This is a genomic window from Streptomyces odonnellii, assembly GCF_000981895.1.
GTDB lineage: Bacteria > Actinomycetota > Actinomycetes > Streptomycetales > Streptomycetaceae > Streptomyces > Streptomyces odonnellii.
This window is the reverse complement of sequence record NZ_LATD01000078.1, coordinates 1-15,593: the sequence shown is the minus strand read 5'-3', so window position 1 is coordinate 15,593 and position 15,593 is coordinate 1. Positions and strand designations below refer to the sequence as shown.

The window sequence follows — 15,593 nt, the reverse complement described above, 5'->3', positions numbered from 1 at the left end:
TCGGCTGCCGCTGTGTCCACGACCACACCCCGATCCGACTCCAGCTCGGCTATCCGCCGCTCCAGCTCGTCGGAGGGCGAGAGCAGCCCCCGCACCATCGCCCGGTCGACATTGGCCAGCCCGCGCACCACAAAGGGCAGGAACGGCCAGAAGACAAAGAGCCCCACCAGGGTGATGGCGAAGGTCAGCACGCCCCAGGGCAGCCGTATGAATTCGTACAGCACCGTCCGCCAGGCCACCGGATCCTTGAGCCCCGCCCACACCCAGCTCAGCACACCGTCGGAGCGGTGCGCTCCCCGGCGCCCCAACAGAGGGCTCGGCTCGTCGATCCGTATGCCCAGCAGAGCCCGCGCCCGCGCGCGCTCCGCACGGCCGAGCAGCCGCGCGCCCGTGAGACCGGCGACGAGCCAGGGCAGACCGATCACCGTCACCGACAGCGAGGCACCTGTCGAGACGGTGAATATCACATAGGTGAATCCGATCAGCGAGACCGGAAGGTTCGCGAGGAGATGCGCGATCTCCTTCCAGGTGTGCCGGTCGTACGCGATGCGCGCGGCGGGCGGCCGGTCGTCGGGGAGGCTGTTGCTCACGGTCATAAGGCTCAAGCCTGCACGCCTGCGATGCCGGACGCCATGGGGTTGCTGGGTGGGGGAAAGTAGGGATAACCCCACTCTCTGAGACGGGGCTGCTTACCCTCTCTTTAACAGGGCCTAGACTCCCGTCCGTACAGATCGTCGAGAAGAACTGCTACGAGGTCAGGGAGCGAGGGGCGGACGTGTCGGGATCGACCGTTCTCGCGGCGGACTACTTCCAGAGCTACTCGGTCGTCGGACTGCTCGCGGTCGTCGGTGTGCTGTTCGTCGCCGTGGCCTTCGGCGCGGGCCGGCTGCTGCGGCCGGTGGTGCCGACGCCGGAGAAGCTGCTCACGTACGAATGCGGAGTGGATCCGGTCGGTGAGGGCTGGGCGCACACCCAGGTCCGCTACTACGTCTACGCGTTCCTCTATGTGATCTTCGCGGTCGACTCGATCTTCCTGTTCCCGTGGGCGACCGTCTTCGCCGCGCCCGGGTACGGTGCCACGACGCTGGTCGAGATGTTCGTCTTCCTCGGCTTCCTGGCCGTGGGACTGCTCTACGCATGGAAGAAGGGCGTCCTGGAATGGACGTGACCCCTGCCTCGGCGTTCGCCGCTGATTCCGCTTCCGCTTCCGGGTCCGGGGTCGCGCCCGGAGCCGAATCCGGATCCGGATCGGGGGCCGAGCCCCAGATGCTGCCGGAGCCCAGACGGCTGGGGGTCCTCTCCCGGCTGGCCCCCAAGCCCATGAAGGTGGTCCTCAACTGGGGCCGCCGCTACAGTCTCTGGGTCTTCAACTTCGGTCTCGCCTGCTGCGCGATCGAGTTCATCGCCGCCTCCATGTCCCGGCACGACTTCATCCGGCTCGGGGTGATCCCCTTCGCGCCGGGGCCGCGCCAGGCCGATCTGATGGTCGTCTCGGGCACGGTCACGGACAAGATGGCTCCCGCGGTGAAGCGGCTGTACGAGCAGATGCCCGAGCCCAAGTACGTGATCTCCTTCGGGGCCTGCTCCAACTGCGGCGGCCCTTACTGGGACTCGTACTCCGTGACCAAGGGCGTCGACCAGGTCATTCCCGTCGATGTCTATGTGCCGGGCTGTCCGCCCAGGCCCGAGGCGCTGCTCCAGGGGATCCTCAAGCTTCAGGAGAAGATCGCCCGCGAATCGCTCGGCGAGCGCTACGCCTCGGCCGGCCGGCCCTCGCCCGCCGCGCTGCGCAGCGGTCTGGTCCCCGCCCCGCCGGCACCGGGGGAGGGCACCTGATGGCCGCCGACGGACGGGATCCGGGCACCGACGGACGGGATCCGGGCGGCACGGACGGCCGGGATCTGGGAGACCGGGAGACCCGGGGCGCGGACGGTCCCGGCGCCGAGGACGCGGCGGCTTCCTACGACCGGCTCCCCGACGCCGTCGCCGAGATCTTCGGCGAGGAGTCCATGGCCGAGCGGGCGTACGACCTGCTCACGGTCGATGTCCCCGTCACCTCCTGGATCACCGCCCTCGAAACCGCCCGCGACCGCCTTGGCTGCACCTACTTCGACTGGCTGAGCGCCGTCGACGAACCGGGCACGGGCTTCCGCGTCTGCGCCCATGTCGTAGCCCTGGGCGGCGGTACGGGCCGTACGGTCCGCCGCCTGCTCGTCCGTACGACCGTTCCGCACGAGGCGGCCGTCCTGCCCACGGCCGTCGGCGTGTACGCGGGCGCGGGCTGGCACGAACGTGAGACGCACGAGATGTTCGGTGTCTCCTTCACCGACCACCCGAACCTGGTCCCCCTCCTTCTTCCCGAAACCTTCGAAGGCCACCCGCTGCGCAAGGACTTCGTCCTCGCGGCCCGGGTAGTCAAGGCATGGCCGGGCGCGAAGGAGCCGGGAGAGTCCGAACACGGCGGCCCCAAGCGCCGCCAGATGCTTCCGCCGGGCGTACCCGATCCCAATGAGTGGGGCCCCCTCAAGGGCCGGCTCCCCGCAGCGCCGGCACGTGGTGCCCGCGCTGCCGGTGACCGTCCCGTACGGCGTACGCGGAGCGCCTCGGAAGGCTCGGCGAGCCGTCCCGCCCGCACCGAGGACGGCGGCACCGGGCCGGCGGAGACACCGGGCACCGGCCCGGCCCGCCGGTCGCGCAGCGCGGGGGAGGGCTCCGCGTCCCAGCGGGGCGCGACTCCGCCCACACCGCCTTCACCACCCACTCCGTCCACCCCGGACGCGCCCTGGCACAAGCCCCGCCCGGAGAACGATCAGCCCGAGAGCGGCCGTCCCGAAGACGGCCGTCCCGAAGATGGCCGTCCCGAAGACGGCCGTCCCGAGAGTGACCCCGCCGAGAACGACCGTCCCGGAGGAGACGCGTGAACGACGTACTCGACGTCGCCCTCCGGCTGGTCGTCGTCTTCGCCGTGTTCCTGGTCCTCCCCCTGGTGGTCGGGCAGACCGAACACAAGGTGATGGCCCATATGCAGGGCCGCCTCGGCCCCATGCACGCGGGCGGCTTCCACGGCTGGGCCCAGCTCATCGCCGACGGTGTGAAGTTCGTACAGAAGGAGGACGTGGTCCCGGCCGACGCCGACCGCCGCATCTTCCAGCTCGCCCCCGCCGTCGCCCTCCTCCCGTACCTGCTCGTCCTGGTCGTGATCCCGGTCGGCCCCGGCGAGGGCGCGGTCGGCCAGGTCGTGGACGCGGGCATCTTCTTCGTCCTCGCCGTGATGGGTGTCGGCGTGCTCGGCTCGCTGATGGCGGGCTGGGCCTCGGCCAACAAGTTCTCCCTTCTCGGCGGACTGCGGACCGCCGCTCAACTCCTCGCGTACGAGCTGCCGATGCTGCTCGCCGCCGCCTCGGTGGCGATGGCGGCCGGTACCGTCTCGCTCCCCGGCATCCTCGATGCCTTCGAGTGGTGGTGGCTGCCCTGGCAGATCGTCGGCGCTCTGGTCTTCTTCGTGGCGGGCCTCGCCGAACTCCAGCGCCCGCCCTTCGACATGCCGGTCGCGGACTCCGAGATCATCTTCGGCGCCTACACGGAATACACCGGTCTGCGCTTCGCTCTGTTCCTCCTCGCCGAGTACGCGGGGATCGTCATCCTCTGCGCACTGACCACCGTCCTCTTCCTCGGTGGCTGGCACGGCCCGTTCGGTGCCGACGGCCTCGGCTGGGTCTGGACGCTCCTCAAGGTGGCCGTCCTCGCCTTCGCCGTCATCTGGCTGCGGGTGAGCTATCCGCGGCTGCGCGAGGACCAGCTCCAGAGGCTCGCCTGGACCGTACTCATCCCGCTCGCTCTCGCGCAGATCGCGCTCACCGGCATCGTGAAGGTGGCGATCGACTAGTGTCCCCGATCCCCGGCTCGGGCCTGGCCAAGGGCCTGGCCGTCACCCTGCGGACGATGACGAGGAAGTCCGTCACCGCGCAGTACCCCGAGGCACAGCCCGAACTCCCGCCCCGCAGCCGGGGCGTGATCGCGCTGTTCGACGAGAACTGCACGGTCTGCATGCTCTGTGCCCGTGAGTGCCCCGACTGGTGCATCTATATCGACTCCCACAAGGAGACCGTGCCGGCCGCGGTCCCCGGGGGCCGTGAGCGCAGCCGCAACGTCCTCGACCGGTTCGCCATCGACTTCGCGCTCTGCATGTACTGCGGTATCTGCATCGAGGTGTGTCCTTTCGACGCGCTCTTCTGGTCACCGGAGTTCGAGTACGCGGAGACGGACATCCGTGATCTCACCCATGAGCGGGACCGGCTCCGCGAATGGATGTGGACGGTGCCGGCGCCACCCGCGCTGGACCCGGGCGCGGAGGAGCCGAAAGAGGTCACCGCGGCCCGCAAGACCGCCGAGAAGCGGGAGGCCGGCGAGTGAGCCTCGCGGCGACCGCGGCGACCGCCACCGCGGCGGCGGAACGCGGCTTCCTCTCACCGACCGGCGTCGAGATCACCTTCGTGCTGGTCGGCCTGGTCACCCTCGGCGCGGCCATGGTCACCGTCACCACCCGCCAACTGGTGCACGCGGCCCTCTGGCTGGTGATGGCCCTCGGCGGCCTGGCCGTCGAATACCTGCTGCTGACTGCGGAGTTCATCGCCTGGGTGCAGGTCCTCATCTATATCGGTTCCGTCGTGGTCCTCCTTCTCTTCGGTCTGATGCTCACCAAGGCGCCCATCGGCCGCTCCCCGGACGCCGATTCGGGCAACCGCCCGGTCGCGCTCGCGGTGGCCCTCGCCGCGGCAGCCGCCCTGGTCTGGGTGGTCGTCGACGCGTTCCGTACGACCTGGATCGGCCTGGACGGTCCGGCCCAGGGCTCCACCGAGGTGTCGGGACGGTTCCTGTTCCGGAACTGGGTGCTGCCCTTCGAAGCCCTCTCCGTCCTTCTGCTGGCCGCACTCGTCGGCGCGATCGCCCTGTCCCGCAAGAACGGCGGCGCGGCGAAGAACGGCGGCGCGGCGAAGGTCGACAGGACAGCGAAGGTCGACAGCGCGGCCGACGAAGACAGCGGCACCCCCGGCGCCAGCGGTAAGGAGCAGCGCTGATGCATCTCGCCTACCCCGCCGTGCTCGCGGCCCTCCTGTTCTGCACCGGGCTGTACGGAGTACTCGCCCGCCGCAACGCGATCCTCGTCCTGATGTCCGTCGAGCTGATGCTCAACGCCGTCAATCTCAATCTCGTCGCCTTCGACGTCTGGATCCGCGACACCCTGCACGCCGGCCAGGCGCTCACCCTCTTCGTCATCGCCATCGCCGCCGCGGAGATCGGTATCGGTCTCGCGATCGTCCTGATGGTCTACCGCAACCGCGGCAGCTCGGACGTCGACCGGCTCCGCGACACCGCCGAGCGTGCGGAGCCCGACGCACCGGCGGCAGAGAAGGCCGAGGTCATCGCGTGAACACCACGACCCTCGCCGTGCTGGTCCCGTTGCTTCCGTTCCTCGGCTCGGTCGCTGGACTGCTCCTCGGCCGCACCTCACCCGGTTTCGTGCGCCCCCTCGCCGTACTGCCGACCCTGGCCGCCGCCGCCCTCGCCATCGTCGTGGCCGCACGCCAGGGCGGTGGATCCGGCAGCGGTACGGCGCCGCTGGAAGCCGCGACCCGATTCACCCCGACCGGCTCGGTCCCGATCGACCTCGCCCTCTTCATCGACGGCTTCGCCGCTCTCGCCGCCGTACTCGTCGGTGTCGTCGCGTCGTGCGTGCAGATCTACTCGACCGGTTATCTGCGTGGCGACGCCCGCTACCCCTCGTACGCGGCGCTCGTCTCCCTCTTCACCTCCGCGATGCTGCTGGTCGTCTACTCCGGCGATCTGATGGTGCTGCTGGTCGGCTGGGAGGTCATGGGCATCTGCTCGTACTTCCTCGTCGGCCACTACTGGGAGACTCCCGAGGCACGCGCGGCCTCCCTCAAGGCCTTCCTGGTCACCAAACTCGGCGATGTCCCCTTCCTGTTCGGCCTGTTCGTACTCGCCGCCGACGCCGGTACGTTCCGGATCACCGGCATCCTGAACGCCGTCACGAGCGGTGGCCTGGACCACCCGACCCTGGTCGCGCTACTGCTGCTCGCGGGCGTGGCCGGCAAGTCCGCCCAGTTCCCGCTGCACACCTGGCTGCCCGACGCGATGGCGGGCCCCACGCCCGTCTCCGCGCTAATCCACGCCGCGACGATGGTCGCCGCCGGTATCTACTTCGTGGCCCGGCTCCTCCCCGTCTTCGCCGCCTCCTCGGCCGCGATGGTGGTCCTGGGCGCGCTGGCCGCGGTCACCATGGTCGGCTCGGCGCTCGCCGCCCTCGCCCAGGACGACATCAAGCGGGTCCTCGCCTACTCGACCATCGGCCAACTCGGCTATATGTCGGGCGCCCTGGCCGTCGGCGACCGCGGCGCGGCCGTCTTCCACCTCCTCGCACACGGCGTCTTCAAGGCCCTCCTCTTCCTCGGCGCCGGTGTGATCATCCATGCCGCCGGCACCAACTCACTGGCCGCCATGTCCCGGATGAGCGGCCTTCCCCGGCGCATCCCAGACGCCTACTGGACGATGGCGGTCGCCCTGCTCGCCCTCGCCGCGATCCCTCCTTTCGCGGGCTTCTTCTCCAAGGAATCGGTGCTCGTCGCCGCCGAGCACGCCGCCCTGGGCGAGTACGGCAACGCCCCCGGGGCCGTCGGCTGGACGGTACTGATCGCCGGACTGCTCACCGCCCTCCTCACCGCCGCCTACGCCACCCGCCTGTGGCTGCTGACCTTCCGCGGCCGCGGCGCCGAGGCCCCCGACCACGGCAAGCAGCCCGTTGCCATGAACGCCGTCCTCTGGGTGCTGGCCATCCCCTCCATCGGCCTGAGCCTGGCCGTCGGCTATCTCCCCAAGTGGTTCGACGGCCACAGCCTCGCCCCGAACCTCACCACCTCCGTCCTCGGCACCGGAGTCGTCCTCGTCGGCGGTCTGGTCACCTATGGCTGCTGGCGCCACACCACGGCGCTCGCGGCCCGCACCCCGATCGACGCCGTCATCGCCCACCCGGACGCCGAGCCCGCCCTCGCCGAGGTGGAGGCAATGGAGATCCACACCCGTGTCTACGGCTCGCCCGCGACGGCCCCCGACCCGGCCGACCCCAGCCGGCTGCTGCTGGGCCCGCTCCACCGGCATGCCGCGACCGGCTTCCATCTCGACGCCGTCTACCACTGCCTGTTCGTACGCCCCGTCCTGGCCGCCGCCCGGTTGGTCCGCTTCCTGGACCGCGAGGTCGTCGACACCTACGTACGTGGAGCGGGCACCGGCACGCGCTGGCTCGGCGCCGCCGTACGCCGCGCGCAGACCGGCAATGTGCAGACCTATGTGAGCGCCCTGCTCGCCGGCTCCGTCGTCCTGGCCGTCGCCGCCGTACTCGTCGCAGCCGGAGCGTGAGCCGTGATCGATATCAGTGAGTCCGTGATGCAGTTCCTTCTCGCGTTGATCGTCGCCGGGCCGCTCATCGGCGCCGTGGCCGCGCTCCTCCCGGCCCCGCCCGGACTGCGGGGCAAGAGCCCCGACCAGGCCGTGCTGCGCCACGGCGTGACCGTGACCGGCGCGATCCTCATCGCCGCGATCGTCCTGGCACTCGGCTTCGACCACGCCCACCCGTCGAGGATGCAGGCCACGACGGACGTGAGCTGGATCGCGGCACTCGACATCCGGATCCATCTCGGCATCGACGGCATCTCACTCCCCCTTCTGGTCCTGACCGCGCTGCTGACCTTCCTCTGCGCGCTCTACAGCTACTTCAAGCTGCCTGCCGGCCCCTCGCCGAAGGCATTCGTCGCCCTGCTGCTCGTCCTTGAGTCCGGCACGCTGGCGACGTTCGCCGTCCTCGATCTGCTCCTTTTCTTCCTGGCCTTCGAGATGGTGCTGATCCCGATGTACTTCCTGATCGCCCGCTGGGGCGGGTCGGAAGGAGTCACCGGCGGCAGGCAGGCCGCCGCCTGGAAGTTCATCCTCTACACGCTGCTCGGTTCCGTGGTCATGCTGCTCGGCCTGCTGCTCATCGGGCTCCGCGCAGGCACATTCGACATGGTGGCACTCGCCACTGACAACGGCCGGGGGCTGAGTACATCCGTGCAGGTCATCGCCGTTCTGGCGATCGGCATCGGGCTCGCTGTGAAGACTCCGATGTGGCCGCTGCACACCTGGCTGCCGGACGCTCACACCGCCGCCCCGACCGTTGGTTCCGTGCTCCTGGCCGGCGTACTGCTCAAGATGGGTACGTACGGTTTCGTCCGTATCGTCCTGCCCATCGCCCCGGACGGGCTGCGGATCTTCGCGCCGTACCTCGCCGCCTTCGCCGTCGTCGGCATCGTCTACGGATCCCTCGCCTGTCTCGCACTCGCCGGGCAGGGCGCGAGCGGCGACCTCAAACGGCTGATCGCCTACTCCTCCGTCGGCCACATGGGCTTCGTCCTGCTCGGCATCGCGACCATGACCCCCACCGGCGTCAATGGCGCGCTCTTCGCCAACATCGCTCACGGTCTGATCACCGGTCTGCTGTTCTTCCTGGTCGGAGCGGTCAAGGACCGGTACGGCACCGCCGACCTGGACACCCTCGCCGGCGCCACCGGTGCCGCGCTCTACGGCCGCGCGCCCCGCCTCGGCGGTCTGCTCGCCTTCGCGGCCGTCGCCTCGCTCGGACTCCCCGGACTCGCCGGATTCTGGGGCGAGATGCTGACGATGTTCGGCGCCTTCGACCCCGCGGACGGGCTGAGCCGCCCCGCGTTCCTCACCTTCATGGTGATCGCGGGCTTCGGCACCCTGCTCACCGCCGCGTATCTGCTGATCGTCGTACGCCGGGTCTGTATGGGCGTCAAACCGCCGGAAGCGCCGCACCTCGCCGATGTCCGGACGTACGAACTCGCCGCCTGGACCCCGCTCGTCGCCCTGACCGTACTCGCCGGACTCTGGCCCGCGGCCCTCCTCGGTCTCACCGACCCCGCCGTGCAGAAGCTTCTCGCAGGAGGCAAGTCGTGACCGTGGCCGCCGCCGGGAGCGTCGCGAGCGCCGCCGGGCTCGTCCAGTCCATCGACTGGCTCGCGATCGCGCCCCCGACCATCACGGCGGTGGCCGCTCTGGTCGTCCTGGTCGCCGATCTCTTCGTACCGGAGCACCATAAGCCGCTCCTCGGCGCCCTGACGATCACCGGTCTCGTCGCCGCCCTCCTCACGCTGCTGCCGCTGCGCGACGGTGACCGTACGACCTTCTGCCTTCCCGCCGACCCCACGGTGTGCAGCTACACCGCGGACCACTTCGCGCTGGTCATCCAGTTGCTGGTGCTCGGAGGGGCGCTGCTCACCGCGCTGCTCTCGCTCAGCGGTATCCGGGAACTCCCCGTAGGGGAGTACTGGTTCCTGCTGCTCGCCTCCGCGGCCGGCGCGGCCCTGCTGCCCGCCTCGCGCGATCTCGCCACCCTGGTCGTCGCACTCGAAGTCGCCTCCCTGCCCGCCTTCGCGCTGGTGGGACTGAGGCGCGGCGACCGGCGCTCCTCCGAGGCCGCGCTGAAGTTCTTCCTCTCCTCCGTCACGGCGACGGCCGTGATGCTCCTGGGCGTCAGCTTCGTGTACGCCGCGACGGGCACCCTCCACCTCACTCAGGTCGCCGCGCGCCTGGACGGCGGCGTCCCCGCCCAACTGGTCACCCTCGCCACGGCGGGCGTCGCCCTGACCCTGGTCGGGTTCGCCTTCAAGGCGGCCGCGGCCCCCTTCCACTTCTGGGTCCCCGACACCTATGTGGGCGCGCCGCTGCCCATCGCCGCGTATCTCTCCGTCGTCGGCAAGGCGGTCGGCTTCTCGGGCCTCATCCTGGTGACCGTCATCGGTTTCCCCTCGTACGCGCACGTCTGGGGGCCGGTCCTCGCGGTGCTCGCCGCGCTCACCATGACCGTCGGAAACACCGCGGCGCTGCGCCAGTCGGCCACGCGCGCGGGCGGCGCCGTACGGCTGCTCGCCTGGTCGTCCGTCGGCCAGGCCGGCTACCTCCTGGTGCCCATCGCCGCCGCGGGCTACGCGGACACGGCACGGATCGGGTCGACCGTCGCGTACGCCCTGATGTACGCCATCGTCAACCTGGGGGCTTTCGCCGTCGTCGTTCTGGTGACGCGTACGAAGCCGCTGAACCGCCTCTCCGACTACCGGGGCCTCGCCTCCCAGCGGCCGGCCGTCGCCCTCGCGATGGGCTTCTTCCTGCTGTGCCTGGCGGGGCTGCCGCCCGGCATCATCGGCCTCTTCGCCAAGGTCACCGTCTTCTCGACGGCCGTCGACGCGGGGCTCGGCTGGCTGGCGGTCGTCATGGCCGTCAATGTGGTGATCGCGCTCTACTACTACCTCCAGTGGACGGCGGCCCTCTTCCGCGCCCCGGAGGGCACCCCCACAGGCGACGGCACAGGCGAGCCCTCAGGGGCGGGTGAACTGGTCATACGCCCTGCCCCGGCAGCCCTCACCGCGGCCATCGCCCTGACCGCCGTGGCAGCGCTCGCCCTCTCAGGAGCACCCCAACTGGTGCTGCGCTTCGCCGCCACCGGCCTTTTCTGAGACCAGCCGAAGACCACCGGGACCACGAACCCCGTCCCGTCACACCGCTCTCCTCCGCGCTCCGCCACCCGGACGGCGTACGCCCGGGTCCGCGCGCGCAAGGGAACCCGCACCGCTCGCCTGGCGTTGACCAGTACGGAAGGGTCCACTGGAGAGTGGAGAAGCACCAGAAAAGGGTCCCCCTGCCGCACGACCTGGAGGGCGTACCGTGCACCGCCGGCACAATGGGTTGAGGACCGCCGTACTCCTCGGGGGACTGTCCGCACTCATCATCGGGATCGGCAGCGTCTTCGGCCGTACGGGCCTGATCGTCGCGCTTGTCGTGGCCATCGGGACCAACGCGTACGCCTACTGGAACAGCGACAAGCTGTCGCTGCGCGCCATGCGCGCCCGCCCCGTCAGCGAGTTCGAGGCGCCGCAGCTCTACCGCATCGTCCGCGAGCTGTCGACCGCGGCCCGCCAGCCCATGCCGCGGCTGTACATCTCGCCGACCCAGGCACCCAACGCCTTCGCCACGGGCCGCAATCCCCGTAACGCCGCGGTCTGCTGCACGGAGGGGATCCTCCAGATACTCGACGAGCGCGAGCTGCGCGGAGTGCTCGGCCATGAACTCAGCCATGTCTACAACCGCGACATCCTGATCTCCTCGGTCGCGGGAGCCCTCGCCTCGGTCGTCATGTTCCTGGTCAATTTCGCCTGGCTCATCCCGGTGGGCCGTTCCGACGACGATGACGGGCCCGGCATCGTCGGGTTTCTCCTGATCATGCTCCTGGGGCCTCTCGCGGCCTCGGTCATCCAGCTCGCCGTGAGCCGGTCGCGGGAGTACGAGGCGGACGCCTCAGGAGCGCAGATCACCGGCGATCCGCTCGCCCTGGCGAGCGCGCTGCGGAAGCTGGAGGCGGGGACGAGACAGCTCCCGCTGCCGCCCGAGCCACGCATCGAGACCGCCAGCCACATGATGATCGCGAATCCCTTCCGCCCGGGACAGGGGTTCGCGAAACTGTTCTCGACGCACCCGCCGATGGCGGAGCGCATCGCCCGACTGGAACAGATGGCAGGTCGCCGACCATGAAGACAATCCTCAACATCATTTGGCTCGTTCTGTGCGGCTTCTGGATGTGCCTCGGATATCTGCTGGCGGGCGTGCTGCTGTGCGTCACGATCATCGGAATCCCGTTCGGCGTGGCCGCCTTCCGCATCGGTCTCTTCGCGCTGTGGCCGTTCGGCTACACCGCGGTCGAACGGCCCGGAGCCGGGGCACCGTCGTTCGTCGCAAATGTGCTGTGGCTGATTCTCGCGGGCTGGTGGCTCGCCCTCGGCCATGTCCTTACGGGCATCGCGCTCCTCGTGACCATCATCGGAATCCCGCTGGCCTTCGCCAACTTCAAGCTGATTCCGATCTCGCTGATGCCGCTCGGCAAGGAAATCGTGCCCACCGACCAGCGGTTCGGGATGCGCTGACCCAGGTCAGGGGCGCGCGGGGCGAAGTTGTCCACAGGGCGGGCCGACTGTCCGTGCCGTGGTCCACCATGAACTCATGACCGAGATCGAGCAGTTACCGAAGTCCGCCACTGCCGCGCGCCCGCGGGGGCAGAAGTGTGGTGGGTACGCCGTGCGCCGGGCCACCGTCGCCGTTCCCGGCGGCCGTGTCGCAACCGCGCCCGGCTTCCCCGGCGTCCTGATGGGCAACAGCACGAAAGGCAGGTTCGGCGTATGAGCATTCTCGGCTGGATCATTCTCGGACTGATCGCCGGAGCCATCGCGAAGATTTTGCTTCCCGGCCGCGACCCCGGCGGGCTGATCGGCACGACGGTCATCGGTATCGTCGGCGCCTTCATCGGAGGCTGGATCTCGGCCCGGTGGCTCGACCGGCCCATATCCGCGGATTTCTACGACGGTGCGACCTGGGGCGCCGCCATCGGCGGGGCGCTCGTCCTGCTCGTCATATACAGGCTCCTCTTCGGCCACTCCCGGTCCCGCTGACCCAGCCGGAAGGGCCTCAGCCGAGGCCCGTCTCCCGCAGGGTGATGTTCAGCCGCCCACCGCGCAGGCCGGTCGCCGGGTCGGCCGTACCGGGGAAGACCCTGGGCACGCCGTGGTAGGCGAAGCGGGACGCTCCTCCGAAGACGAAGAGGTCACCGGAGGAGAGTTCGACATCGGTGTACGGCCGCCCCCGGTTCTCCGTACCGCCGAAGCGGAAGACACACCGGTCGCCGATGCTCAGGGACACCACCGGCGCGTCGGACTTCTCGTCCTTGTCCTGGTGCATCCCCATCTTCGCGCCGCCCTCATAGAAGTTGATCAGCGCGGTGTCCGGGGTGTACGCCGCACCGGCCGCCGGGTCGCGGTACGCCTCGGTGAGCGCGGCACGACCCAGCCGTACGAGCCAGTCGGGGAACTCGGCGACCCGGGCCCCGTTCACATCCCCGGCGGTACGGGTGTACGTGTACGGCTGCCAGTGCCAGCCCACGCAGACGGTCTGTACGGACATGACACCGCCGTTCGGCAGCACCGTGTGCCGGATCGGTACCGGACCGCGGGCCCACTCGCGGCAGGCGCTCACCAGCTCCCGCTGCCGTTCCTCCGACAGCCAGTCGGGGACATGCACGACCCCGGGCGCGATGACCGCCCGCGGCCTGGGGAACAGTTCTCCGCTCATGACACGGGAGCACCCTCCAGGCCGAGGAGGCGCTCCTTGCGCTCCAGCCCGGCGGCGTACCCGCGCAGCGCTCCGTCCGCGCCGATCACTCGGTGGCACGGCCGCACGACCAGCAGAGGATTCCGCCCGATCGCGGTACCCACCGCCCGAACCCCGGCCCCGGAGGAGCCGACCCGCGCGGCGATCTGCCCGTACGTCACGGTCTCGCCGTACGGAATGGCGTCCAGCGCCTGCCAGACCCGCCGCTGGAAGTCCGTACCGCCGTCCACGTACTCCAGATCGAACCGTGTCCGCGTTCCGTCGAAGTACGCCCTGAACTGCCCGGCGATCTCCTCGAAAGCCTCGGGCGCCCGGACCCAGACGTCCCGCACGACGGCCGCGCCCTTCTGCCCGGGCAGGGAGACCGAGGCGAGTGCGACACCGCCCTTGGCGGTGGCGGACTCCAGGCCGACCAGCAGCAGCTCCCCCAGCGGACTGCCGATCTTCGTGTACACGGTCAGAGCCATGACCCGTTCCTCTCCTCGCACCGTGTTCCTCGGTGCCTCAGTGACGAGTCTCTGCCTCCGGAGCCCGCGAAGCTGGCGGAATTCGGACACCACCGTGCGGGTCGGATCACTCGGTCACCGGTAGTTCACGAACTGGAGGGCGAAGTCGAAGTCCTGGCCCTTCAGCAGTGCGATCACCGTCTGGAGGTCGTCGCGGCTCTTCGAGCTGACCCGCAGCTCGTCGCCCTGCACCTGGGCCTTGACCCCCTTGGGGCCCTGGTCGCGGATGATCTTCGCGACCTTCTTGGCGTTGTCCTGGGAGATGCCCTCCTCGATCGAGGCGAAGATCTTGTACTCCTTGCCGGAGAGCTGGGGCTCGCCGGCGTCCAGCGCCTTCAGGGAGATCCCGCGCTTGATCAGCTTCGACTGGAAGACATCGAGGATCGCGTTGACCCGCTCCTCCGAGTTCGCCTCCATCAGGATCTTCTCGCCGGACCAGCCGATGGAGGCCCCGACGTTCTTGAAGTCGTAACGCTGCGAGATTTCCTTCGCGGCCTGGTTGAGGGCGTTGTCGACCTCCTGCCGCTCGACCTTCGAGACGATGTCGAAACTGGAGTCGGCCATGTCCTGTGGCTCCTTGTATCGGTGCGGCCCGGATGCTCGCCGGGTGCACATCGGGTGCTCGTCGCATGCTCGCTGAGCGGCCGGACACCGCCGGTCGCTGCCGTAAAGCCTAGTCACCCGCACCCGCCCGGAGCGCTGATCAATCCGGTGGCGGAGCACCCCTGGGCATCGGGTATCGTTTACGTCGTTGCCACGGAGCACCGCCTCACAGCGGCTCACTCGGTCGGCAGCGACATCCCATGGCGGTGTGCCCGAGTGGCCAATGGGAGCGGACTGTAAATCCGTCGGCTTAGCCTACCCAGGTTCGAATCCTGGCGCCGCCACGCGATAAAAGAGATGGCCCCTGATCTGCGGAAACGCAGAACAGGGGCCATTTTGTGCGCTGTGTGCCATGGGCCCCTGCCGCCGTGCACCGTGTCATGGGCCCGCGCCCGCAGGTCCTGGTCGGCGCCGAACAGGCATGGCCGACCAGGGAGTTGAGGAAGGCTTCGTGCGGCCCGGCCCCGGCTCAGCGGTCGGCTGTCTTCGCGGCCTCGGCCACCGAGGTCGGCCCGCTGGTCAGTTCCAGGGTGAGGCCCGTCGTGGCCGGGGTGTCCAGGAGTTCCGCGAGGACCGCCGCCACATCGTCACGGGGCACCGCACCGCGCTGCACCGACTCCGCCAGCCGGACCAGGCCCGTGCCCGCGTCGTTCGTCAGCATCCCCGGGCGCAGGACCGTCCAGTCGAGGGCAGGCTTGGACCGTACGTACACCTCCGCCTTGCCCTTGGCGCGCAGATACGCGTCGAAGACCGCGTCCCCGCGGTGATCCGGGTCCGCGCCCATCGAGGAGACGAGGAGATAGCGCCGTACGCCGGCGCGCTCCGCGGCGTCCGCGAAGAGGACCGCCGCGCCGCGGTCCACCGTGTCCTTGCGCGCCGCACCGCTCCCGCTGCCCGCGCCCGCCGCGAACACCGCGCCGTCCGCGCCTTCCAGGACCGCGGCGACCTCCTCGACCGAGGCCGACTCCAGGTCCAGGACGACCGGTTCGGCGCCCGCGGTCCGCAGATCCTGCGACTGATCGGGGTCGCGGATGATGCCCACGACCTCGTTTCCACGCCCGGCGAGCAACCGCTCCAGCCGTAGCGCGATCTGACCATGTCCTCCGGCGATCACAATTCGCATGGTGACGACCGTACGCCGGATGGTCATGACCGTCCGAGCGACCGGGCCGCGCCACCCCCGCCGCCGGCCCCCTCACGGAC

19 protein-coding genes and 1 tRNA gene are annotated in these 15,593 nt (G+C 69.9%); 15 read left to right on the top strand and 5 right to left on the bottom strand.

The window, feature by feature from the left end:
• The coding region (locus WH07_RS09525; protein ID WP_046497848.1) for a sensor domain-containing protein at nt 1–596 on the bottom strand (596 nt) is incomplete at its 3' end.
• Nucleotides 597–775: 179 nt separating this feature from the next.
• Between WH07_RS09525 and WH07_RS09520 the strand changes: the two genes are divergently transcribed.
• The 14 genes from WH07_RS09520 (at nt 776) to WH07_RS09455 (ending at nt 12,566) form a co-directional block, all read left to right on the top strand.
• Entirely contained in the window at nt 776–1,168 is a 393-nt protein-coding gene (locus WH07_RS09520; RefSeq protein WP_046497846.1) for an NADH-quinone oxidoreductase subunit A, read from the top strand.
• A complete protein-coding gene (locus WH07_RS09515) occupies nt 1,159–1,836 on the top strand; it encodes an NADH-quinone oxidoreductase subunit B (protein ID WP_046497844.1) in 678 nt (225 codons plus the stop codon). The genes WH07_RS09520 and WH07_RS09515 overlap by 10 nt, the downstream gene beginning before the upstream one ends.
• A complete protein-coding gene (locus WH07_RS09510; protein WP_198533764.1) occupies nt 1,836–2,921 on the top strand; it encodes an NADH-quinone oxidoreductase subunit C in 1,086 nt (361 codons plus the stop codon). Before WH07_RS09515 ends, WH07_RS09510 begins: the two co-directional genes overlap by 1 nt.
• Entirely contained in the window at nt 2,918–3,886 is a 969-nt protein-coding gene (locus WH07_RS09505) for a complex I subunit 1/NuoH family protein (protein ID WP_046497841.1), read from the top strand. The genes WH07_RS09510 and WH07_RS09505 overlap by 4 nt, the downstream gene beginning before the upstream one ends.
• On the top strand, nt 3,886–4,413 hold the full coding sequence (locus WH07_RS09500; protein ID WP_046497838.1) for a NuoI/complex I 23 kDa subunit family protein: 528 nt from the start codon (nt 3,886–3,888) through the stop codon (nt 4,411–4,413). Before WH07_RS09505 ends, WH07_RS09500 begins: the two co-directional genes overlap by 1 nt.
• Nucleotides 4,410–5,078 carry an NADH-quinone oxidoreductase subunit J family protein gene (locus tag WH07_RS09495; RefSeq protein ID WP_046497837.1) on the top strand — a complete coding sequence of 223 codons (669 nt, stop codon included), beginning with the start codon at nt 4,410–4,412 and terminating at the stop codon, nt 5,076–5,078. The genes WH07_RS09500 and WH07_RS09495 overlap by 4 nt, the downstream gene beginning before the upstream one ends.
• Nucleotides 5,078–5,431: an NADH-quinone oxidoreductase subunit NuoK gene (gene nuoK / locus WH07_RS09490; RefSeq protein ID WP_046497828.1), complete on the top strand. Its 354-nt coding sequence runs from the start codon at nt 5,078–5,080 to the stop codon at nt 5,429–5,431. The genes WH07_RS09495 and nuoK overlap by 1 nt, the downstream gene beginning before the upstream one ends.
• Complete coding sequence (locus WH07_RS09485; RefSeq protein WP_046497826.1) at nt 5,428–7,434, top strand: NADH-quinone oxidoreductase subunit 5 family protein; 2,007 nt, start codon at nt 5,428–5,430, stop codon at nt 7,432–7,434. Before nuoK ends, WH07_RS09485 begins: the two co-directional genes overlap by 4 nt.
• A 27-nt stretch (nt 7,435–7,461) precedes the next feature.
• Complete coding sequence (locus WH07_RS09480; RefSeq protein WP_198533765.1) at nt 7,462–9,027, top strand: complex I subunit 4 family protein; 1,566 nt, start codon at nt 7,462–7,464, stop codon at nt 9,025–9,027.
• Complete coding sequence (locus WH07_RS09475; protein WP_046497821.1) at nt 9,024–10,583, top strand: NADH-quinone oxidoreductase subunit N; 1,560 nt, start codon at nt 9,024–9,026, stop codon at nt 10,581–10,583. Before WH07_RS09480 ends, WH07_RS09475 begins: the two co-directional genes overlap by 4 nt.
• Nucleotides 10,584–10,791: 208 nt before the next feature.
• Nucleotides 10,792–11,655: a zinc metalloprotease HtpX gene (gene htpX / locus WH07_RS09470; protein ID WP_046497818.1), complete on the top strand. Its 864-nt coding sequence runs from the start codon at nt 10,792–10,794 to the stop codon at nt 11,653–11,655.
• Nucleotides 11,652–12,044 carry a YccF domain-containing protein gene (locus WH07_RS09465; RefSeq protein WP_046497816.1) on the top strand — a complete coding sequence of 131 codons (393 nt, stop codon included), beginning with the start codon at nt 11,652–11,654 and terminating at the stop codon, nt 12,042–12,044. Before htpX ends, WH07_RS09465 begins: the two co-directional genes overlap by 4 nt.
• Before the next feature lie 76 nt (nt 12,045–12,120).
• On the top strand, nt 12,121–12,300 hold the full coding sequence (locus WH07_RS09460; protein ID WP_046497814.1) for a hypothetical protein: 180 nt from the start codon (nt 12,121–12,123) through the stop codon (nt 12,298–12,300).
• Entirely contained in the window at nt 12,297–12,566 is a 270-nt protein-coding gene (locus tag WH07_RS09455; RefSeq protein WP_046497812.1) for a GlsB/YeaQ/YmgE family stress response membrane protein, read from the top strand. Before WH07_RS09460 ends, WH07_RS09455 begins: the two co-directional genes overlap by 4 nt.
• Before the next feature lie 16 nt (nt 12,567–12,582).
• On the opposite strand, the gene WH07_RS09450 is transcribed toward WH07_RS09455, so the two are convergent.
• The 3 genes from WH07_RS09450 to WH07_RS09440 all read right to left on the bottom strand — a co-directional run bounded on the left by WH07_RS09450 (nt 12,583) and on the right by WH07_RS09440 (nt 14,351).
• Complete coding sequence (locus WH07_RS09450) at nt 12,583–13,242, bottom strand: alpha-ketoglutarate-dependent dioxygenase AlkB family protein (protein WP_046497808.1); 660 nt, start codon at nt 13,240–13,242, stop codon at nt 12,583–12,585.
• The gene (locus tag WH07_RS09445) at nt 13,239–13,748 is read right to left on the bottom strand and encodes a methylated-DNA--[protein]-cysteine S-methyltransferase (protein ID WP_157877313.1); all 510 of its coding nucleotides are present in this window, start codon (nt 13,746–13,748) and stop codon (nt 13,239–13,241) included. Before WH07_RS09445 ends, WH07_RS09450 begins: the two co-directional genes overlap by 4 nt.
• A gap of 114 nt (nt 13,749–13,862) precedes the next feature.
• The gene (locus WH07_RS09440) at nt 13,863–14,351 is read right to left on the bottom strand and encodes a YajQ family cyclic di-GMP-binding protein (protein ID WP_046497806.1); all 489 of its coding nucleotides are present in this window, start codon (nt 14,349–14,351) and stop codon (nt 13,863–13,865) included.
• 241 nt (nt 14,352–14,592) lie between these two features.
• On the opposite strand from WH07_RS09440, the gene WH07_RS09435 reads away from it, so the two are divergent.
• Nucleotides 14,593–14,674: transfer RNA gene (locus tag WH07_RS09435), tRNA-Tyr, on the top strand.
• 185 nt (nt 14,675–14,859) lie between these two features.
• Here the strand turns inward: WH07_RS09435 and WH07_RS09430 are convergent.
• Nucleotides 14,860–15,513, bottom strand: coding sequence for an SDR family oxidoreductase (locus WH07_RS09430; RefSeq protein ID WP_046497850.1), 654 nt, complete (start codon nt 15,511–15,513; stop codon nt 14,860–14,862).
• Between the last annotated feature and the right edge of the window lie 80 nt (nt 15,514–15,593).